Here is an 18,859-nt window from a genome sequence, read left to right as displayed (position 1 = left end):
AGCGCAGCCCCCTGCTCCCGGAAGGATCCCCCCCAGTCCTCGCGGAAGCGCTCGGCGGGAACCGAGAGCGAACGCGGGGACGTCGGCGTTCAGCGTGGCAGGTGTGACCGGTCGATGCCATCTCCATGCGTTCTTTGACCCCACTGTTGGGGTCAAAGATTCCTGCCTACTCGACTGCGCAATCGTGACCTCATAGTCTGCGCGCGCAGGAGTTCCGTCGGGGTTCTCCTGCGGAGGCGACGCGTGCGAAACGACCCGGGGGGAAGCCGTCCACATCGCATCGTTGGTGGCACCACGCTCCCGCTTCCTCCCCTGGGTACGAGCGGTGCCCCGCGAGGTGGCCGAGTGCTCAGAGCCGCGGCCACCTCGCGCCAGCACACCCACGGCTGTGCGTGATGCACGCTCCCCGGCGTGACCCCAATACGGGGGTCAACCTCGGCGAGCCGTGTGACGCGGGCACGAGAAGTTCATATTCTGGCGTTCGCAGCGGCACTGTCGGAGGTCTGCTGCCAGGCGCACACGCGTGACGTTCCGGGGGGATCCTCATCTCATGTGCGCCGACGATGCGCAGTGCTCGCGCCCTCCCCCTGGGCGTGAGCACTGCGCATCACTCTGTCAGGCGCGGGCGTCCTCGGCTCAGACGCCGTCGGCGATCGCGGCGAGATCCTCACGCAGCGCGGTGGCCCGCTCGGCAACGCGCGGAAGTGCGGCGGCCGCGATCTCTCGTGCCAGCTCTTCGTCGGCCAGCAGCAACGCGACCCGCGCCCACGTCCGCATATGCGCGGGGTGCGGTGCCTCGGCGATCACCTGGCGGGCACGGGTATCGAAGTCATCGGGAAACGCGGTCAGCGGCCCGAAGAACGCTGCGGACTGTCGTTCCCACTCCGACGCAAGGAACGCCACCGACTCGGTCGCCTCCTCCGCCGTACGCCCGTACGCGAACTCAGCGTCTGAAGCGTTGCGGAAGCCGGCGATGATCGAGCCGCGCCACGCGCAGTCGTACTCCCGCAGCGCATCCGGCTCCGGTGGCACACCGCCGGCCACGCCGCCCAGGGAGAGCAGGTGAACGCCCAGATGGACCTGGAACACGGAGCTGCGAGGTCGGTGCTGGACTTCCACCACGTGCACGACGCCGCCGTCGAGACGCCGGCGCGCGATGTCACCCTTCCGCTCAAAACCCGCTGCCGTCAGCAACGGCCAGAACTGCGTCCGCAGTTCGCGATTGATGGTGGTTCTGTCCACATCAGCCCCTTCGTCGTGACGCTCATTTCATCGTGGCAATAGGGTCCTCCGGCGGTCGCTGAGCGGCGACCCGCGCGCTAGGGAGCCGGGAGGTTCGAGGTTCGGGCGGCGGTGCTGGCGCGCTCCACGATCACGTGGCCGACTGTAGTGACCGTCTGCGCGGCGGTGCGATCGGAGATGCGCGTGGCCAGCCGGTCCAGCGCGGCATTCGCGAACGCGGTCTTGTCGAAAGACACCGTGGTCAGCGGCGGCGTGGCGAACTCACCGTCCGCCACGTCATCGAAGCCTGCAACCGACACGTCATCGGGCACGACGATGTGTCGTCTCCACAGCTCGTTGAGCACCCCGATCGCGAGCGAGTCGGTGAAACAGAATATGGCCTCGGGAACCGGATAGTCGTCGAGGTATCGGTTGATGGCGGACGCACCACCGCGCGGCGTCCAGTCGTCGCAGGAGATCTCGAGGTGCGCCGCCGCTTCGATCCCGCTGTCCGCGAGCGCGCGACGATATCCGCGCGTTCGCAGCACCGCGGTCGAGGTACCACTGCCCTGGTCAGAGCCGACCACGGCGATCTGGCGGTGGCCACACTGGATGAGGAAGCGTGTCATGTCGTACGCGGCCTGATCCGGATCGACGCGCACCTGATCCAACGAGGGTTGCTCGACCTCACCGATGACAACCGCGGGCGGAAGATCGGAGTCGTCCGGGAGGTCCAGCTCGTCGATGACCGTGGGATTGAGGATGAGCCCGTCGACAAGGCGGGCGCGTGCCCGCAGCAGGAGTTGGGCCTCCCGGTCCGGTCGGCCGCCGGTCTCCTCGATCTGCACGCCCCATCCGCGCGCGTGAGCCGCCTCGACGAAGTGGTGCGCCATCTCGGCGGAGTACGGGGTGGCGAGATCAGGAAGCGCGAGCGCGATCACGCCGGATCGCCCATTGCGGAGCCCACGGGCGGAGAGGTTCGGAACGTAGTCCAGCTCGCGAAGCGCCGCCTCGACGCGTTCCTTCGTCTCCGGGCGGACGAAGACGATGCCGTTGATCACGTTGGAGACGGTCTTCGCGGACACGCCGGCGCGAGCGGCGACGTCTTTGACGGTTGCGCGCATGCCTGCCCTTCTCCCCGCCGATCAGCCTAGTAGGGTGCTCAGCATGGCGACCGCAACGAAGCAGCCAGCCCGCCGCGAGGCTTTCGGCTCGAGAAACGTCTTCATCCTGTCCGCGATCGGCTCTGCCGTGGGTCTCGGCAACATCTGGCGATTCCCGTACGTGGCGTATGAGGGCGGCGGTGGCGCCTTCCTCATCCCCTATCTGTGCGCGCTGCTCACCGCCGGGATCCCGCTGCTGTTCTTCGATTACGCGATCGGTCATCGCTTCCGCGGATCTGCACCCCTCGCCTTCCGGCGCATGCATCGCGCGGCCGAACCACTCGGCTGGTGGCAGGTGCTGATCTGCGTGGTGATCGCCACGTACTACGCCGTCATCATCGCGTGGTCGGCGATGTACACGTGGTTCTCCGCCCAGCTCACCTGGGGCAAGGGCAACGAGCAGGACTTCTTCTTCACCGATTTCCTGCAGATGGCCAACGTGAAGAAGGTCGGTGTCTCCGCGGAGTTCGTGCCTCAGGTCGGCGTCCCGCTCCTGCTCGTCTGGCTGGTGGTCATCGTCATCATGTGCCTGGGAGTGAAGCGCGGCATCGGTGCGGCGAACATGGTCCTGATGCCCCTGCTGACGCTGATGTTCCTGGTGCTCGTGGTGCAGTCCCTGTTTCTTCCGGGCGCGCTCGACGGCTTGAACGCGTTCTTCACACCGGACTGGGAGGCCCTCGCGAATCCGGCCGTGTGGGCGTCCGCGTACGGCCACATCTTCTTCTCGCTGTCGGTGGCCTTCGGCATCATGGTGACCTACTCGTCGTATCTGAAGCGCCGCACCGATCTCACCGGCTCAGGGCTGGTCGTGGCGTTCGCGAACTCCTCGTTCGAGATCCTCGCCGGCATCGGCGTCTTCGCGGCCCTCGGCTTCATGGCGGCTGCCCAGGGCACGGATGTCTCGGGTGTCGCAAGCTCGGGCATCGGCTTGGCGTTCATCGCCTTCCCCACCATCGTCTCGAACGCGACCGGCGGCTCGATCATCGGGGTGCTGTTCTTCGGTGCCCTCGTGTTCGCCGGAGTCACGTCGCTGATCTCGATTCTGGAGGTGATCGTCGCCGCGCTGCAGGACAAGCTGGGTTGGCGGCGGATCCCCACCACGCTCGTGGTGGCGATCCCCCTCACGGTGATCTCGATGGTGCTGTTCTCGACGACGACGGCGCTGGCCGTGCTCGACACCGCCGATGCGTTCGTGAACGCGTTCGGCATCATGGCCGTGGCGCTGGTGGCCGTGATCGTGGTCGCCTGGTTCCTGCACAAGCTGCCGGCGCTGCAGGAGCACCTGAACCGGCGCTCCAGCTTCCGTGTCGGAACGATCTGGAAGCTGCTGGTCGGCGTGCTGGCGCCGGTCGTGCTGGGCTACCTGCTGGTCAACGAGCTGATTGCGAAGATCTCGGCCCCGTATGGCGATTACCCGGGATGGTTCTTGTCGATCTTCGGCTGGGGTATGGCGATCGCGCTCATCGTGGGCGGAGTGGTCCTGTCGTTCGTGCCGTGGAGCCGCACATCCCATGCCAAGGACGACCCGGACTACGACGAGTTCCTGTTGGATGAGGCCTACGATCCCGACCCCGAGACCGGGAGCATCCGCGTCGCAACGGAAGGAGGTGCGCGATGACCACGACGGCTGTGGTGATGATGATCATCGCGATGGTGACGGTGTGGGGTGGGCTGGTTGCCGGCATCGTCAACCTGGCCCGCCATCCCGAGGAGGAGGGCGCCGAGCCGGTGCCTCCGGTGGAGCTCTAGGAGACGGCCGGCTCAGCCGAGCGTGGCTGGGGTGGACGCGCCGCGGCGCATCCACGACAGCGTCAGCAGGTGCACGAGCAGCGTCACCGCGAGGATGCCGCCGGAGATGAGCAGCAGCTGATCCGCACTCGAGCCTGCGACCAGCGCGACGCCGCCGAGGGCGCTGCCCAGTCCGCTGCCGAGCATCATCGCGCTCGTGTTCACCGCGAGCACGAGGGCGGCCACCGTCGGCGAGACCATGCTCGCCAGACGCGCCTGACCCGCGACGCCGGAGCCGCCGTTGAAGAAGGCGCACACCAGGAACCACGCCACGCCCGCGGCAGCGCCGAGGATGCCCGGGAGCATCAGTCCGAGCCAGCCGAGGACGGCGGCCGCCACCACCGCAGCCAGGGTCACGGTGAGCACGGCGACCGGGCCGCGCCGATCGATCACGCGACCCGAGACGAGGTTTCCGACGAGACTCACCACGCCGTAGCCGAACAGCGCCGCGATCATCGGATACCCCTCGCCGATGCGCGGGCCGAGGATCAGCGTGGCGTAGGTGAAGCAGAGGTAGCTGGCGCACATCAGCCCCGTCGGCACGACAAGCGCCACCAGGATCCGCGGCTGGGTGAGCGGGCTGAGCGCCTCACGCACGGTGGTCGCGGGCAAGTGCAGCGGGGTGACACCGCGGAAGATGCCGATCATCGCCACCGCCCCGACACCCACGACGAGGAAGATCGGGATGCGCCAGTCCGCCTGCCCGATCACGAGCCCCACCGGCACGCCGAGCGCCGTCGCGAACAGGAACCCGCCCATCACCCAGGACAGCGCACGTCCGCGGAACTGCTCGGGAGTTGCCGCGACCACGTAGGAGCCCACTGCCGCGCTCAGCAGCGCGCCGCCCAGCGCGGAGACGACGCGTCCCGCCATCGCCCAGAAGTACGTGGGTGCCAGACCCACGAGGAGGTTGCCGAGGACGAAGACGCCCAGCGAGAGCAGGATCGTGAACTTGCGCTCCCAGCGACCGGTGAGGGCGCCGAGCACTGGGCCGCTGATGGCGCTGGTCGCCGCGAACACACTCATCAGCTGACCCGCAGCCGCCGCATCGACTTCCAGATCCCTGGCGATCTGCGGCAGCAGCCCGGCGAGCACATAGCCGTCGATGCCCATCGAGAAGTTCGCGACGGCCAGCCACACCAGCGCGCCGATGCGGAACCCGCTTCTGTCGTTCATCCTGCTCGAATCCTCATCGATCAAGTACCGCGTGCGACACCGGGGCGGGCTCCTCCGAAGAAGAGCCCGCCCCGGTGAGTGGCGTCAGGCGAGACTGCGCTCGGCCGCTTCCACCACATTTGTCATGAGCAGAGCCACGGTCATCGGGCCCACGCCGCCGGGATTCGGCGAGAGGAATCCCGCCACCTCCTCGACGCCCGGGGCGATGTCACCATAGACCTTGCTCTTGCCCGTCTCCGGGTCGTCCTCTCGCGTGACACCCACGTCGAGCACGGCGGCGCCGGGCTTGACGTCGTCGGGCTTCACGAGGTGCTTCACACCCGCGGCGCCGACGATGACGTCGGCCTGACGCAGGTAGAACGGCAGATCCTGCGTCCCGGTGTGGGTGAGGGTGACGGTGGCGTTGATCGCGCGGCGGGTGAGCAGCAGCCCGATCGAGCGGCCGATCGTGACGCCGCGCCCCACGACCACCACGTGCTTGCCGGTGAGGTCGTAGTCGTTGCGCAGCAGCAGCTCGATCACCGCACGCGGCGTGCACGGCAGCGGCGTCTCGATGGGGGCGTTCACATTCAGCACGAGCCGGCCCAGGTTGGTCGGGTGCAGGCCGTCCGCGTCCTTCGCCGGGTCGATGCGCTCCAGGATCGCGTCCGTGTCGATGTGCTTCGGCAGCGGCAGCTGAACGATGTAGCCGTGGCACGACGGGTCGGCGTTGAGGCGGTCGATGACCTCCTCGACGTCGGCCTGCGTGGCATCGCCGGGCAGCTCCACCTGAATGGAGTTCATGCCGATGGCCTCGGACTGACGGTGCTTCATGCCCACGTACAGCTGTGACGCGGGGTCGGCACCCACCAGCACCGTGGCGATGCCGGGCGTGATCCCCTGCGCCTTGAGGGCGGCGACCCGTTCGGTCAGTTCGTCCTTGATCGCCGCAGCGGTGGCCTTGCCGTCGAGAACGACAGCGGTCACTGGGCCAGCCCCGGGTAGAGCGGGAACTTGTCGGCCAGTACCTGGACACGTGCCTTCAGCGCCTCGACGTCGGCACCCGGCAGCAGCGCGAGAGCGATGATGTCGGCGACCTCGGCGAAGTCGGCGTCGTCGAAGCCGCGCGTGGCGAGGGCCGGCGTTCCGATGCGCAGACCGGAGGTGACCATCGGCGGACGCGGGTCGTTGGGAACGGCGTTGCGGTTCACCGTGATGTGGATCTCGTGCAGGAGGTCCTCGGCCTGCTTGCCGTCGATCTCGGCGTCACGCAGATCCACCAGCACGAGGTGGACGTCGGTGCCGCCCGAGCGCACGGCGATGCCGGCGTTCTTCACGTCGTCCTGGAGCAGGCGCTCGGCGATGAGCTTCGCACCGCGCAGCGTGCGCTCCTGACGGTCCTTGAACTCCGGCGTGGCCGCGAGCTTGAACGCGGTGGCCTTGGCGGCGATCACGTGCATGAGCGGGCCACCCTGCTGCCCCGGGAACACAGCCGAGTTGATCTTCTTGGCGATCTCGGCGTCGTTGGTCAGGATGAAGCCCGAGCGCGGACCACCGATGGTCTTGTGCACCGTCGAGGAGACCACGTGAGCGTGCGGCACCGGGTTCGGGTGCACGCCCGCCGCGACCAGACCGGCGAAGTGCGCCATGTCCACCCACAGGTACGCGCCCACCTCGTCGGCGATCTCGCGGAACTTCGCGAAGTCGAGCTGACGCGGGTAGGCCGACCAGCCGGCGATGATGACCTTCGGCTGGTGCTCGACGGCCAGGCGACGCACCTCCTCCATGTCGACGAGCGAGGTCTCCGGGTCCACGCCGTACGCGACGATGTTGAACAGCCGGCCCGAGAAGTTGATCTTCATGCCGTGCGTGAGGTGTCCGCCCTGGTCGAGCGAAAGACCCAGGATGGTGTCGCCAGGACGCGCGATGGCGTGCAGCACGGCAGCGTTCGCGGTGGCGCCGGAGTGCGGCTGGACGTTGGCGAACTCGGCGCCGAACAGGCTCTTGGCGCGAGCGATCGCCAGTTCCTCGGCGACGTCGACCTCCTCGCAACCGCCGTAGTAGCGCTTGCCCGGGTAGCCCTCGGCGTACTTGTTGGTGAGCACGGAGCCCTGCGACTGCAGCACGGACACCGGCACGATGTTCTCGGATGCGATCATCTCGAGGTAGTCGCGCTGACGGGTCAGCTCGCGCTCGAGTACCTCGGCGATCTCAGGATCGACCTCGGCGAGCGGGGCGTTGAAGTAGGAATCGGTCATGGCGGATGCCTCCACGAGGGTGTTCTGCGTGTTTCCGAATCGACCCAGGCGCGCGGTCGAAGATGTGAATCGCTTCCCGGTGGTGACCCACCTTTTTACGCCAGTCGCGACACCAGCGAGTGTAGCGGAACCGGCGGGACCCTCGTCGCCGCGGAGACCTGCCCGCCGAGGAATTATCGATGCCGTCGTGGCTTCCGGCTGCCGCGTTTGTTAGGTTTCCTTACATGTCGATCGGCGTCGCTCCACTCCCCCTGATTCCTTATCCGACTTCCGTCTCTGCCGCACCCCCGGTGCGCCTGACCGAAGCCACTCGTGTCGTCACGGGCGAGGTGACGCGCGGCGAGGCCTTCCTGCTGGCCGCAGCGGTCGCCGAACGCACCGGGCTGGGCATGGAGCTGGTGATCGGCGTCTCCCCCGAACCGGGCGACATCGTGCTCGCGCTGGGAGAGGGCGGCTCCGACGAGGGCTACTCGCTGCGCACCGGCGACGGCGTGCTGATCCAGGCGGCCACGCCGCGCGGCGCGTTCTGGGGAACGCAGACGCTGCGCCAACTCATCGCCCGCGACGCGGACGGCTGGTTCGTGCGCGGAGCGGACATCACCGACAGCCCGCGCTTCGCCTATCGCGGCGTGATGCTGGATGTCGCGCGCCACTTCTTCTCGGTCGCGGAGGTCTGCCGCTTCATCGACGGCATCAGCGCCTACAAGATCAACGTGCTGCACCTGCACCTCACGGATGACCAGGGTTGGCGCATCGAGATCGACGGGTGGCCGAAGCTCACGGAGCTCGGCGGTCGCACCGCGGCGCTCGGCGACGAGGGCGGCTACTACACCGCCGAGGACTACGCGGAGATCATCGCGTACGCCGCTGCACGACACATGACGGTGGTACCGGAGATCGACACCCCCGGTCACACGCACGCCATCACGGTGGCGTACCCGGAGTTCACCGAGCAGCCGGTGATGAACGAACACCTCGAGGCCGATGCGGCGCGCCTGAACCAGGCGCTGCCCGTGTTCGGCGAGCCCTATCTCAGCTGGGGCGTGGGCTTCTCGTCGGTGAAGGTGGGCGACCCCGCCACCGACGCCTTCATCACCGATGTGTTCACCCAGGTGGCGGCGATGACGCCCGGTCCGTGGGTGCACCTCGGCGGCGACGAGTGCCTGGGCACGGACCCGGCCGACTTCGCGACGTTCGTGGGAATGGCCAGCGCCGCCATCGCGGCCACCGGCAAGACGCCGGTCGCCTGGCACGAGGCGGGTCGATCCGGCGCTCTGGCCCCGGGAACCGTCGGTCAGTACTGGGGATTCCGCACGCCGCAGCCGGGCGTCGCCGACGCCGCTCGCACGTTCGTCGAGGGGGGCGGCGCGCTCATCATCTCCCCCGCCGATGCGGCGTATCTCGACATGAAGTACGACGACTCCACCGAGCTCGGACTCGCATGGGCGGACGGCCCCACGAGCGTGGAGGAGTCCTACGCGTGGGATCCCGCCGCCGTGGTGCCGGGCGTCGATGAGTCGCAGATCCTCGGCATCGAGGCTCCGCTGTGGGCGGAGAGCATCCGCACGCCCGCGGACATCGACTACATGACCTACCCGCGTCTGCCCGGTCTCGCCGAAATCGGCTGGAGCGCGGCGGACGGTCCGGAGCGGACCTGGGCGTCGCTGCGCGAGCGCGTCGCCCAGCAGGCACCGGCGTGGCAGGCTGACGGAATCGGCTACTACCGCAGCCCGGAGATCGACTGGCCGCAGGCGTGACCGCCCGGCCCCTGACAGGAGCATCCATGCGTACCCTCATCCATTCGGTCGACATCATCGAGTCGGGCCAGCGCCTTCCCGGCGCCTGGGCGCTGCTCGACGAGGACGGGATCCTGGCCACCGGGCAGACCACGCCCTGGCAGGATGTCACGACCGAGGCCGACGTCGTGATCGACGCGATCGAAGTGGCCGGTGAGGGCGCGCTCCTCACACCGGGATTCATCGATGTGCACGGGCACGGCGGGGCGGGGCACGCCTATGACGACGGTGTCGAGGCGATCCGCGCCGCCCGCGCCGTACACCGTGCTCACGGCACCACGCGTGCGGTGATCTCGCTGGTGACCGCGACGATCGACGATCTCGCCGCCAACGTCGCTCGCATCGCCGACCTCACCCGCACCGATCGGGACATCCTCGGCTCCCACTTGGAGGGCCCGTTCCTGGATCCGGGGCACAAGGGAGCGCATGATTCGGAGCTGCTGCGTGATCCCGAGGTGGATCTCGTGCAGCGTCTCCTCGATGCCGGTGAGGGCACGGTGCGACAGGTGACGCTCGCGCCGGAGCTGAGCGGCGGCCTGGACGCGGTTCGTGCCGTGGTCACCTCCGGCGCCATCGCGGCCGTGGGCCACACCGATGCGGACGCCGACATCGCCGGCGAGGCGTTCGATGCCGGTGCCACGCTGATCACGCACGCGTTCAACGCGATGCCGGGCATCCACCACCGCAAGCCGGGCCCCGTGGTCGCGGCCGCGTCAGACCCCCGCGTGCGGCTGGAGATCATCGCCGACGGCACGCACGTGGACCTGGACCTCATCCGGATGATGTTCGCGTCGGCTCCGGGACGCATCGTGCTGGTGACGGACGCGATGGCGGCGGCCGGCGTGGGCGATGGCGACTACATCCTCGGCGCGCTGGATGTCGAGGTGCGAAACGGGGTCGCGCGGCTCGCCGAGGGCGGATCGATCGCGGGATCGACGCTGACGCAGGATGTGGCGCTGCGCAATGTGGTGCAGGCGGGTGTTCCGCTCGAGCAGGCTGTCGACGCCCTCACGCGCACCCCGGCCGAACTGATCGGTCGTGGCGAGGATCTGGGACGACTGCGTCAGGGTTACGCCGCCGACGCCGTGCTGCTGGATCGCGATCTGCACGTCCGCGCCGTGTGGGCGGAGGGTGCTCGCGTCTGACGTCGCGCTGAGAGCTGGAAAACGTCGCCCTGGTGAACCACCGGGCGGCGTTTTCCAGCTTCCGGCGACCGCGCGGGTGCTGGCGAACGAAAAAGGGGCGGCCGTCAGAGTGACGTGCCGCCCCTCCGTCCGGCGGGAACGGGCTCTCGCTGGGGACGAATAATGGCCTCGGCTCCCCCTGCCGAACCGCGGCCGCTGGGGACGATGCCGCGGCCGCCAGACTACCAAAACGACCGGGCTTTTTCTCCGTCATCTGGCGTCACAATGGTGTGCCAGATGCACACCTGCACCCGTCTCGTGAGTCGTTGCAGCGTGCGAAGCGACATCACGCGCGGTCAGGACCACGCCGGCTGTGATCCGTGTTGCGGGTATGACCTCGTCGTCTCGCTGGCACTCGCCCAGCGGGCTTCGTCTCGCTCGCGCGATCACCGAGCGAGCGAAGCGGGGCGAAGTGCGCAGCCGACCGTGAAGTGGCACGAAAACGCTCCCACAGACTGGACGCGCCGGTGATTTCGCGCGAGAATATCCCAATGGCCGTGTGGTAGCCGGCCTTTTTCGCCCCGAACGAAAGCCGCTGTGCACGCCGAAGATTCCGTGACCCCTGACGCCGTACCCGATACGACGCTGGTTGAACGCACCCGCGAGGGCGACACGGAGGCCTACGCGGAGCTGTGGCAGCGGCACTACACCGCCGGCATGCACGTCGCTCGCTCCATCACGACGAAGATCGATGCCGACGATCTTGTGCAGGAGGCATACACCCGCATCTTCCAGGCGATCCGCCGCGGTGGCGGACCCACCGGTGCCTTCCGCGCGTACCTGTTCTCCAGCATCCGCAACGCCGCGGCCAGCTGGGGCCGCGCCAAGAACGACTCCCCGATCGAGGATCTCGACGCCGTCGCCGATCCCGATACCACGGAGCAGGCCGCCGAGGAGGCGCTCGATCGCGGACTGACGCATCGTGCGTTCCGGAGTCTGCCGACCCGGTGGCAGGAGGTGCTCTGGTACACCGAGATCGAGCAGATGAAGCCGGCGACGGTCGCACCCCTGCTGGGAATGAAGCCCATGGCGGTCGCCCAGCTCGCGGCGCGCGCTCGCGAGGGCCTGCGCGAGGCATGGATCACCGCTCACCTGGCGAGCCTGGACGACGGATCCCCCTGCCAGTGGGTCATCGAACGCCTCGGCACCTATGCTCGCGGCACGATCAGCAACCGCGATCGCACCAAGGTCCAGGAGCACCTGGCCGACTGCGCGCGATGCACGATCGTCGCTGAAGAGGCACAGAACGTCTCTCACCGTCTCGCATTCGTGCTGCTTCCGCTCACGATCGGCGCGACCGGCGCCACCGCGTACCTCGCCACGCTGCAGGGCGGCGGAACGGCAGTCGCGGCTCTTGCCGCGGGAGCCACGCCCGCGATGCCGGCCGCCATCGCTCCGGCGATGCCCGCAGCCGTGATTCACGGTTCTGCCCACGGCGGTGTGGCGGCGGGTGCGTCCAGTGGCGGTTCCGCTGCCGCGGGGTTCCAGCCGGTTCCCGCGGCGGATGCGTCGGCTGCGGTCGCTTCGGCCAGCGGATCGCAGGGAGCGAATGTCGTTCCGATCAGCAGCGCTCCCAGCGCGAGCGGCGGTGCTGCCTCGGGCGGTGCCGCCTCGGGTAGCGGTGCGGCGGGTGCAGCCGGCTCCGGCGGCGCGTCCGGCGGCAGTGGTTCCGGAGGCGGAGCCGGCGCGGGTGGTGCTGGTGCGGCGGGCGGCGCTTCGTCCGCCACGGGCATCGCGACCATCGTCGGCATCGCAGCGGCCGGCGTGCTCATCGCGGGTGCAGCGGTGGCCGGAACGGTGCTGTCGTCACAGCCTCCGGCATCGCAGCAGGAGGCGGCGGGAAGCGGCCAGGACGGCGGCGGACTCGATGTGAGCGTGGACGATTCGTCCGCCTCCCCGGTTCTTGCAGCGACGTCTTCACCGACCCCCAGCGACCTGCCGACGACGGTGCCGCCGAGCCCATCGGCGACGCCGACTCCCACGCCCACGTCGACTTCTGTTGCCTCGCCGGCCCCGATTCCGTCCGTGCCCGCGGTTCCCGAGCCCACCGTTGATCCCGAGCCCACGACGACCGCGGAGCCCCCGGTTACGCCGGAACCCTCCGCCACGATCGAACCGACGATGACGCCGGAGCCAACCGCGACACCGGAGCCGACCGCGACACCGGAGCCGACCGCGACACCGGAGCCAACGAAGACGCCGGAGCCGACTCCGACGGCAACGGTCTCGCCGACTCCGACCCTGTCGCCGTCTCCGACGCCTACCTCAACGCCGATGCCGACGGCAACGCCCACCTCCACGGCAACGCCCACGCCCACGGCGACGCCCACCCCCACGGCGACCCCCACACCCACCCACACCCACCCTCGCCCTCGCCCACACCCACGCCCACGCCCACGGCAACGCCCACACCCACACCCACACCCACGCCCACGGCAACGCCCACACCCACGCCCACGCCCACGCCCACGCCCACGGCAACGCCCACAGCAACACCGACGGCAACGCCCACAGCAACACCGACGGTTACCCCCACGCAGACGGCAACACCCACGGCAACGCCCACCCCGACATCGACGCCCACCCCGACGCCGACGCCGACACAGACCGTCGAGCCTTCGCCCACGCCGACACCAACGCCCACGTCAAGTCCATCGCCCACCGTCGACACCATCGAGCCGCAGGATGCCTGGCTTGGCTCCGATTCGCTGGGTGAGAGCGTACTCACCACCTTGTTCCGTACTCCTCAGGACGGACAGCTTGCGGCCGTCGTCGATGGAGTCCGTCAGCCATTGACTCTTCCGAGCCTGTTGGGTTTTACGGTGGTCTCGGTCTACCTCCCCACCACCGACATCGATACGACGCTCATCTCGTTCGTCGTTGTGAGCGGCGACGACGAGGTGATCGCCGCCACGGTGGAACTGACGGCCGCGGAATGGAACGCGCGATACCTCGCCAATTGAAGCATCGCTCGAGGACGTCACGAGACCCCCTCTGTTTCCCGGCCGTTAATCGCCGATGATGCGTCGCATCGTCTTCGTCGATCACGCGACAGCGCGGGTCGGGACCCGGTTGCTCATCCTGCGGGAGTCGACAGGGTGCCTCGATGCCTCCTCAGGAACCGAAGAAGTCGATTCGTCGGCGTACGGGGGTTCGATTTCTGTGTCCAGATCAGAGCTCCGCAAGCCCTCACCACGCCTCGCTATGCGAATGGAACCGAGCGCGAGAAGGGAACCACGCAACCCCGGGCTCGTAGAATGGGGGTATGGCCAACTCCCCGCAGTCCGCAGCCGAACCCGCGCCCGGGACGCGTGCGCCGCTCACTCCGCTGGATCTGATCCGCGTTGTCGTGATCATCGCCACGCTCGCGACCTTCGTGCTGTGGGGCGCGCTGATGTGGACGTTCCCGTGGAACCTCGTGGTCGCGATTGCGGCGCCGGTGGTCGCGCTGCTCGTGTGGGCGCTGTTCGTCTCACCGCGTGCGGTCATCCGTGTTCACCCGTTCGTGCGGGTGCTGATCGAGCTGCTCATCTTCGCGGCCGGAACGCTCGCGTGGTGGGACATGGGACAGTCGATCATCGGCATCGCCTATGCGGTCGTAGCGGTCGCCTCCGGTGTGGTGGCTGGTCGTCGCGCGTTCGCCTGACCACCAATGATGCGGGCGGCCGAGCGCGGAAGCGCGTCATCGGAGCGCGGCGCATGAGTGCGACGAACGATGTCGTGAGCCGGCTGCAGCACGCCCTCGGCTTGGCCGTGGATCTGCGCCCGGAAGCGCTGGAGGCTGCGCGCGCGGACAGATCCGGTCACCGCTCCCCCGCAGCGCCGCTGGCCGTCGTCCACGCTCGCACCGTGGCCGATGTGCAGTCCGTGATGCGAATCGCCACGCACACCCGCACGCCCGTCGTCATCCGCGGCGCCGGCACCGGACTGGCGGGCGCGGGCCTCGCCGGAGCGGGCACCATCTGCCTGTCGCTGACCCGGATGAACCGCATCGTCGAGATCCGACCCGACGACCAGCTCGCCGTCGTCGAGCCCGGAATCATCAACGCCGACCTGAACGCCGCGCTCGCCGAACACGGACTCTGGTGGGCACCGGACCCCGCCAGTCGGGAGATCTCGACCGTGGGCGGCAACATCGCCACCGGAGCCGGCGGCCTCCTGTGCGCGAAGTACGGTGTCGTGCGCGATGCCGTCCTCGGCGTCGACGTGGTGCTCGCCGACGGTGAGCTCGTGCGCTTCGGTCATCGCACGGTGAAGGGCGTCACGGGCTACGACCTGACGGCGCTGATGATCGGCTCCGAGGGAACCCTGGGCGTCGTGGTCGGTGCGACCCTCAAGCTTCGTCCGCTCGTGCCAGGTGCGACATCCACCGTGGCGGCGGTGTTCACCGATCTGCGCGCCGCAGCGGCCGCGACGTCCGCCGTCACCGCCGCGGGCATCCAGCCGGCCATTCTCGAACTCATGGACGCGCACAGCGTCCGAGCCGTCCACGACCTGCTGGGCCTTCCGCAGCCGCCCGCCGGAACCGTGCACGTCACTGCCCAGACCGACGGACCGTCCGCTGTTGCTGAGGCCGACGCGATAGCGAAGATCCTTCGCGCGCACGGCGCCATGGTGGAGGTCTCCGCCGACCCGATGCGCGGTGCGGAGCTGCTGCGGATCCGCCGCAGCATGCATCCCGCGATGGCGGCGCTCGGCACCACGCTGATCGAAGACGTCTCGGTACCACGATCCCGCCTGGCCGATATGTTCGATGAGATCGCGCGGATCGAGCGCGACTACGACCTCCTGATCCCCGTCGTCGCTCATGCCGGGGACGGCAACCTGCATCCGAACTTCATCTTCGACGGACCCGATGTGCCGGCCCGGGTCTGGGACGCGGCGAGCGACCTGTTCCGCAGCGCGCTGCGGCTGGGCGGGACGCTCACCGGTGAGCATGGTGTCGGCATCCTCAAGGCTCGCTGGCTGCGCGAAGAGCTGGGTGATCGGCAATGGCGCCTTCAGCGTGAGATCAAACGCGTGTTCGATCCGCTGGGGATCCTCGCCCCGGGCGCGGTGTTCGACGACACGACAACGGACGAAGGAGAGAGATGACCCCCGAGATCCTGGTGAGTGCCGTGCTCATCACCGACGCGGACGGACGCGCGCTCGTCGTGCGCAAGAACGGCACGACCACGTTCATGCAGCCCGGCGGAAAGCCGGAGCCCGGCGAGAGCGCTGCCGAAGCCGCGGTGCGCGAGCTGAACGAGGAGCTGGGAATCGAGATCAGCGTCGACCAGCTCCGCCCCCTGGGCCGTCATCGCGCCGCCGCAGCCAACGAGCCTGGTCACACCGTCGTCGCCGACGCGTTCGCTCTCACGATCGATCCCGCCGGAATCGCCCCGCGCGCAGAGATCGCCGAGGCTTTGTGGATCACTCCCGACACCGACGTGCCGCTTGCGCCGCTGTCGACGGAGGTGCTGCTCCCCCTCGCCTGGCCCCGCGCCTGACGCCGGGAAACCCAAGCACGTCTGAGAAACCCCGCGTTGCAGGGTTTCTCGGACGTGCTTGGGTGTTTCGGGATCAGGGGCGACGGATCACAGGCCCTGCCACGCCGGCTTGTTGGCGTAGGCGTAGCGGTAGTAGTCCGCGTGCTCCAGGCGCGACGCGGCAGCCTCGTCGACCACGACCGTCACGTGCGGGTGCAGCTGGATAGCCGAACCGGGGCATGCGGAGGACACCGGACCCTCGATCGCCCCGGCAATCGCCTCGGCCTTGCCCTCGCCGAACGCGAGCAGCACGAGGTGCTTCGCCCGCTGGATCGTTCCGAGCCCCTGCGTGATGCAGTGCATCGGAACCTGCGAGATGTCACCGTCGAAGAAGCGTGCGTTGTCGATGCGCGTCTGCTCGGTCAGCGTCTTCACGCGCGTGCTCGACGCGAACGACGAGCCCGGCTCGTTGAAGCCGATGTGACCCGTGGTGCCGATCCCGAGGATCTGCAGGTCCACGCCGCCGGCAGCCGCGATCGCGGCCTCGTAGTCGGCACCGGCGTGCTCGATGCCGTCCAGCGCGCCGTTGGGCGTGTGAATCAGTTCCGGGTTCAGTCCCAGCGGCTCCACCACCTCGCGTGTGATGACGCTGCGGTAGCTCTCCGGGTGCGCCGGGTCGATGCCCACGTACTCGTCCAGCGCGAACCCGCGCACCTGCGACAGGTCGACGCCGGCAGCAGCCGTCTTCAGTGCCTCGTACACCGGAAGCGGGGTGGATCCGGTCGCGAGACCCAGCACGTAGCCGGGCGTCGCGGCGATCTGCCGCACGATCTCGGCGGCGACCAGGGTCCCCGCAGCTTCCTTATCAGCGACGATCACGACTTCAGCCATGCGTGAGCGCTCCTTCTCTCATGTCGTGGGCGCCGATGAGCGCCGCACCCAGGGCAGCCGCCGGGGATCCGACGGGCAGCAGTTCCATCCTGGCACCCAGCTCGAGGGAGCGCAGGAACGGAGACGTTTCGCCTTCGACGCGCAGCCGCTCCCGGATCGGGTCCAGCAGCCGCTCGCCCAACGCGGACAGCCCTCCCCCGATCACGACGGTCTCCACGTCGACGGACAGCATCAGAGACCGCACGGCGGCGGCGGCACCGAATGCGGCGCCGTCGCGCAGGGCGATCGCCCGCGGATCGCCGGCATCGGCCGCGTCGAAGAGGTGGCGCACGGGGTAGGCGTCCGGCACGCCCCAGCGCTCGGCGAGCGCCGCACCTCCGACGTAGGCCTCCACGCAGCCGACCTGACCGCAGCGGCACAGCGGCCCCTGCGGATCCACGCTCAAGTGCCCGACTTCACCCGCGCCACCGCGAGCGCCACCCAGGAGCTCGCCGTCGAGGATGATCCCCGCAGCCACGCCGGTGCCGAGGTTCAAATACGCCATCGATCCGGTGCCGCCGCGGAGGGCGTATGCGCCCACCGCGGCGGCCTTCACGTCGTTGTCCGCACGTACGCGCGCCGGCAGCACCGGGCGCAGGGCCGCGCCGAGATCCAGCTCGTCGACGCCCAGGTTCACCGAGTGCCGCACGATCGTGGTCCCCGGCTCGATCATCCCCGGGATGCCGATGCCCACCGAGGTGATCGCCTCGAGCCCGGTCCCGAGCTGTGCCGTCAGCTGCGACAGCGCCTGTGTGATCGAGGCGACCACTCCCGCCTCTCCCGGCGTGGTGGCCAGTCGCTCTCGGCCGATGACCGAGGCGTTGTCCGCCCGGTCATCGCCGAGGGCGACCGCCTCGATCTTGGTCCCACCGACGTCAAGTCCGACTCTCACGATCGCGTCATCCCTTCACTGCTCCTGACACGTCATTGCTGACTTCCGTCACTTCGTCACCGCTCCCCGTGCGCGCATCCGCGCCACGAGGGCCGTCATCCCTTCACTGCTCCCGAGACCATGCCGCTGGCCATGCGCCCCTGCACCAGCAGGAAGAAGATGGCCACGGGCAGCGCGATCAGCGTCGACGACGCCATCACCGCTCCCCAGTTGGTCGCCTCGGTGGCGGACTGGAACGAGTTGAGCCACGGCGGCAGCGTGAGGTTGTAGCCCTCGAGGAACAGCATCGCCATGGTGAACTCGTTCCACGACTGGATGAACGCGAAGATGCCCGTGGACACGAGCCCCGGTGCCAGCAGCGGGAACGTGATCTTCCAGAACGCCTGCGTGCGGGTGCAGCCGTCGATCATGGCCGCCTCCTCCAGGTCGGCGGGGACGCCGGCCACGAAGCCACGCAGCGTCCAGATCGTGAACGGCACCACGGCGGCGACGTTGACGATCGACAGACCCAGCAGGTTCTTCAGGTGAGCGTCGTCCATCATCGCGTAGATGGTGAACATCATCGCCTCACCCGGGATCATCTGCACGATGAGCACCGTGACGATGAATCCCCAGCGTCCCTTGAAGTGGAACCGGGACAGCGCGATCGACGCGAGGAAGGCGATCAGGAGCGTCACGATCACGACCGGGATGGTCACGGTGAGCGAGGACAGCAGTGCGTGCGGGAAGTCGGTCTGACCGGCCGCCGCGGGCTTCGACCATGCCGCGATGTAGTTGCGGAAAGTGGCCTCCAGCGGGATCCAGCTCGGCGTGCGGCTGACGATCTGGTTGGACGGCGTCAACGACATGTTGACCATCCAGTAGACCGGGAACACGCTGAACAGGAACACCACGATCGCGATGATGTTCAGCACCACGCGGACGCTGCGTCGGCGCGGCAGGTTCGTGTTCTGGTGCTCCTTCGCGGCCTTGACCGCTTTGGTGCGACGTGCCGGTGACGGTGT

Annotated in this window: 18 protein-coding genes, 1 pseudogene and 1 riboswitch; of the genes and pseudogenes, 9 read left to right on the top strand and 10 right to left on the bottom strand. The window is 68.7% G+C overall.

Features of this window, described 5'->3' with window-relative positions:
- Positions 1-636: 636 nt before the first annotated feature.
- Positions 637-1,242 (bottom strand): DUF4304 domain-containing protein, encoded by a 606-nt coding sequence (locus ABTV68_RS05055; RefSeq protein ID WP_433676521.1) that lies wholly within the window; start codon positions 1,240-1,242, stop codon positions 637-639.
- A 77-nt stretch (positions 1,243-1,319) separates the two neighbouring features.
- Positions 1,320-2,345, bottom strand: a complete 1,026-nt coding sequence (locus ABTV68_RS05050) for a LacI family DNA-binding transcriptional regulator (RefSeq protein ID WP_433676520.1) — start codon at positions 2,343-2,345, stop codon at positions 1,320-1,322.
- Positions 2,346-2,388: 43 nt separating this feature from the next.
- On the opposite strand from ABTV68_RS05050, the gene ABTV68_RS05045 reads away from it, so the two are divergent.
- Positions 2,389-4,002 (top strand): sodium-dependent transporter, encoded by a 1,614-nt coding sequence (locus ABTV68_RS05045; RefSeq protein ID WP_433676519.1) that lies wholly within the window; start codon positions 2,389-2,391, stop codon positions 4,000-4,002.
- Positions 3,999-4,133 (top strand): methionine/alanine import family NSS transporter small subunit, encoded by a 135-nt coding sequence (locus ABTV68_RS05040; protein WP_433676518.1) that lies wholly within the window; start codon positions 3,999-4,001, stop codon positions 4,131-4,133. The genes ABTV68_RS05045 and ABTV68_RS05040 overlap by 4 nt, the downstream gene beginning before the upstream one ends.
- A gap of 12 nt (positions 4,134-4,145) precedes the next feature.
- Here the strand turns inward: ABTV68_RS05040 and ABTV68_RS05035 are convergent, their stop codons facing one another.
- The 3 genes from ABTV68_RS05035 to glyA form a co-directional block, all read right to left on the bottom strand.
- Positions 4,146-5,348, bottom strand: coding sequence for an MFS transporter (locus ABTV68_RS05035; protein ID WP_433676517.1), 1,203 nt, complete (start codon positions 5,346-5,348; stop codon positions 4,146-4,148).
- A gap of 84 nt (positions 5,349-5,432) precedes the next feature.
- Complete coding sequence (locus tag ABTV68_RS05030) at positions 5,433-6,314, bottom strand: bifunctional methylenetetrahydrofolate dehydrogenase/methenyltetrahydrofolate cyclohydrolase (protein WP_433676516.1); 882 nt, start codon at positions 6,312-6,314, stop codon at positions 5,433-5,435.
- Positions 6,311-7,585, bottom strand: coding sequence for a serine hydroxymethyltransferase (gene glyA / locus ABTV68_RS05025; protein ID WP_433676515.1), 1,275 nt, complete (start codon positions 7,583-7,585; stop codon positions 6,311-6,313). Before glyA ends, ABTV68_RS05030 begins: the two co-directional genes overlap by 4 nt.
- Before the next feature lie 35 nt (positions 7,586-7,620).
- A riboswitch (ZMP/ZTP riboswitch) is annotated at positions 7,621-7,703 on the bottom strand.
- Between the two features lie 106 nt (positions 7,704-7,809).
- Here glyA and ABTV68_RS05020 point away from each other — a divergent pair.
- The 3 genes and pseudogenes from ABTV68_RS05020 to ABTV68_RS05010 form a co-directional block, all read left to right on the top strand.
- Entirely contained in the window at positions 7,810-9,342 is a 1,533-nt protein-coding gene (locus tag ABTV68_RS05020; protein ID WP_433676514.1) for a family 20 glycosylhydrolase, read from the top strand.
- 26 nt (positions 9,343-9,368) lie between these two features.
- Positions 9,369-10,526: an N-acetylglucosamine-6-phosphate deacetylase gene (gene nagA / locus ABTV68_RS05015; RefSeq protein ID WP_433676513.1), complete on the top strand. Its 1,158-nt coding sequence runs from the start codon at positions 9,369-9,371 to the stop codon at positions 10,524-10,526.
- Positions 10,527-11,222: 696 nt separating this feature from the next.
- Positions 11,223-11,738 (top strand): annotated as a pseudogene (locus tag ABTV68_RS05010) (sigma-70 family RNA polymerase sigma factor); the annotation flags it as partial.
- 245 nt (positions 11,739-11,983) lie between these two features.
- Here the strand turns inward: ABTV68_RS05010 and ABTV68_RS05005 are convergent.
- Together ABTV68_RS05005 and ABTV68_RS05000 are read right to left on the bottom strand one after the other, a co-directional pair.
- Positions 11,984-12,919 (bottom strand): hypothetical protein, encoded by a 936-nt coding sequence (locus ABTV68_RS05005; RefSeq protein WP_433677677.1) that lies wholly within the window; start codon positions 12,917-12,919, stop codon positions 11,984-11,986.
- Positions 12,826-13,227: a hypothetical protein gene (locus tag ABTV68_RS05000; RefSeq protein ID WP_433677676.1), complete on the bottom strand. Its 402-nt coding sequence runs from the start codon at positions 13,225-13,227 to the stop codon at positions 12,826-12,828. Before ABTV68_RS05000 ends, ABTV68_RS05005 begins: the two co-directional genes overlap by 94 nt.
- Positions 13,228-13,357: 130 nt before the next feature.
- Here ABTV68_RS05000 and ABTV68_RS04995 point away from each other — a divergent pair, with 130 nt between their 5' ends.
- The 4 genes from ABTV68_RS04995 (at position 13,358) to ABTV68_RS04980 (ending at position 16,054) form a co-directional block, all read left to right on the top strand.
- On the top strand, positions 13,358-13,528 hold the full coding sequence (locus ABTV68_RS04995; RefSeq protein WP_433676512.1) for a hypothetical protein: 171 nt from the start codon (positions 13,358-13,360) through the stop codon (positions 13,526-13,528).
- 302 nt (positions 13,529-13,830) lie between these two features.
- Positions 13,831-14,211, top strand: coding sequence for a YrdB family protein (locus tag ABTV68_RS04990; RefSeq protein ID WP_433676511.1), 381 nt, complete (start codon positions 13,831-13,833; stop codon positions 14,209-14,211).
- 53 nt (positions 14,212-14,264) lie between these two features.
- Complete coding sequence (locus tag ABTV68_RS04985; RefSeq protein WP_433676510.1) at positions 14,265-15,659, top strand: FAD-binding oxidoreductase; 1,395 nt, start codon at positions 14,265-14,267, stop codon at positions 15,657-15,659.
- Complete coding sequence (locus ABTV68_RS04980; protein ID WP_433676509.1) at positions 15,656-16,054, top strand: NUDIX hydrolase; 399 nt, start codon at positions 15,656-15,658, stop codon at positions 16,052-16,054. Before ABTV68_RS04985 ends, ABTV68_RS04980 begins: the two co-directional genes overlap by 4 nt.
- A gap of 87 nt (positions 16,055-16,141) precedes the next feature.
- Here ABTV68_RS04980 and nagB read toward each other — a convergent pair whose 3' ends face one another.
- From nagB to ABTV68_RS04965, 3 genes are all read right to left on the bottom strand, one after another.
- Positions 16,142-16,924 (bottom strand): glucosamine-6-phosphate deaminase, encoded by a 783-nt coding sequence (gene nagB / locus ABTV68_RS04975; RefSeq protein WP_433676508.1) that lies wholly within the window; start codon positions 16,922-16,924, stop codon positions 16,142-16,144.
- Positions 16,917-17,855: an ROK family protein gene (locus ABTV68_RS04970; RefSeq protein WP_433676507.1), complete on the bottom strand. Its 939-nt coding sequence runs from the start codon at positions 17,853-17,855 to the stop codon at positions 16,917-16,919. Before ABTV68_RS04970 ends, nagB begins: the two co-directional genes overlap by 8 nt.
- A gap of 95 nt (positions 17,856-17,950) precedes the next feature.
- A complete protein-coding gene (locus tag ABTV68_RS04965) occupies positions 17,951-18,796 on the bottom strand; it encodes a carbohydrate ABC transporter permease (protein ID WP_433677549.1) in 846 nt (281 codons plus the stop codon).
- Positions 18,797-18,859: the final 63 nt, after the last annotated feature.

This window comes from Microbacterium gorillae (assembly GCF_050990725.1).
Lineage (GTDB): Bacteria > Actinomycetota > Actinomycetes > Actinomycetales > Microbacteriaceae > Microbacterium > Microbacterium gorillae_A.
Note: the sequence above shows the minus strand (reverse complement) of the source record. Positions and strands in the feature narration are given on the sequence as shown.

Coding starts and splice junctions, on each gene's coding strand:
- nagA (WP_433676513.1), top strand. CDS start 9,369: ATGCGTACCCTCATCCATTCGGTCGACATCATCGAGTCGGGCCAGCGC.
- ABTV68_RS05050 (WP_433676520.1), bottom strand. CDS start 2,345: ATGCGCGCAACCGTCAAAGACGTCGCCGCTCGCGCCGGCGTGTCCGCG.
- ABTV68_RS05045 (WP_433676519.1), top strand. CDS start 2,389: ATGGCGACCGCAACGAAGCAGCCAGCCCGCCGCGAGGCTTTCGGCTCG.
- glyA (WP_433676515.1), bottom strand. CDS start 7,585: ATGACCGATTCCTACTTCAACGCCCCGCTCGCCGAGGTCGATCCTGAG.
- ABTV68_RS05020 (WP_433676514.1), top strand. CDS start 7,810: ATGTCGATCGGCGTCGCTCCACTCCCCCTGATTCCTTATCCGACTTCC.
- ABTV68_RS05035 (WP_433676517.1), bottom strand. CDS start 5,348: ATGAACGACAGAAGCGGGTTCCGCATCGGCGCGCTGGTGTGGCTGGCC.
- ABTV68_RS04980 (WP_433676509.1), top strand. CDS start 15,656: ATGACCCCCGAGATCCTGGTGAGTGCCGTGCTCATCACCGACGCGGAC.
- ABTV68_RS04985 (WP_433676510.1), top strand. CDS start 14,265: ATGAGTGCGACGAACGATGTCGTGAGCCGGCTGCAGCACGCCCTCGGC.
- nagB (WP_433676508.1), bottom strand. CDS start 16,924: ATGGCTGAAGTCGTGATCGTCGCTGATAAGGAAGCTGCGGGGACCCTG.
- ABTV68_RS05040 (WP_433676518.1), top strand. CDS start 3,999: ATGACCACGACGGCTGTGGTGATGATGATCATCGCGATGGTGACGGTG.
- ABTV68_RS04990 (WP_433676511.1), top strand. CDS start 13,831: ATGGCCAACTCCCCGCAGTCCGCAGCCGAACCCGCGCCCGGGACGCGT.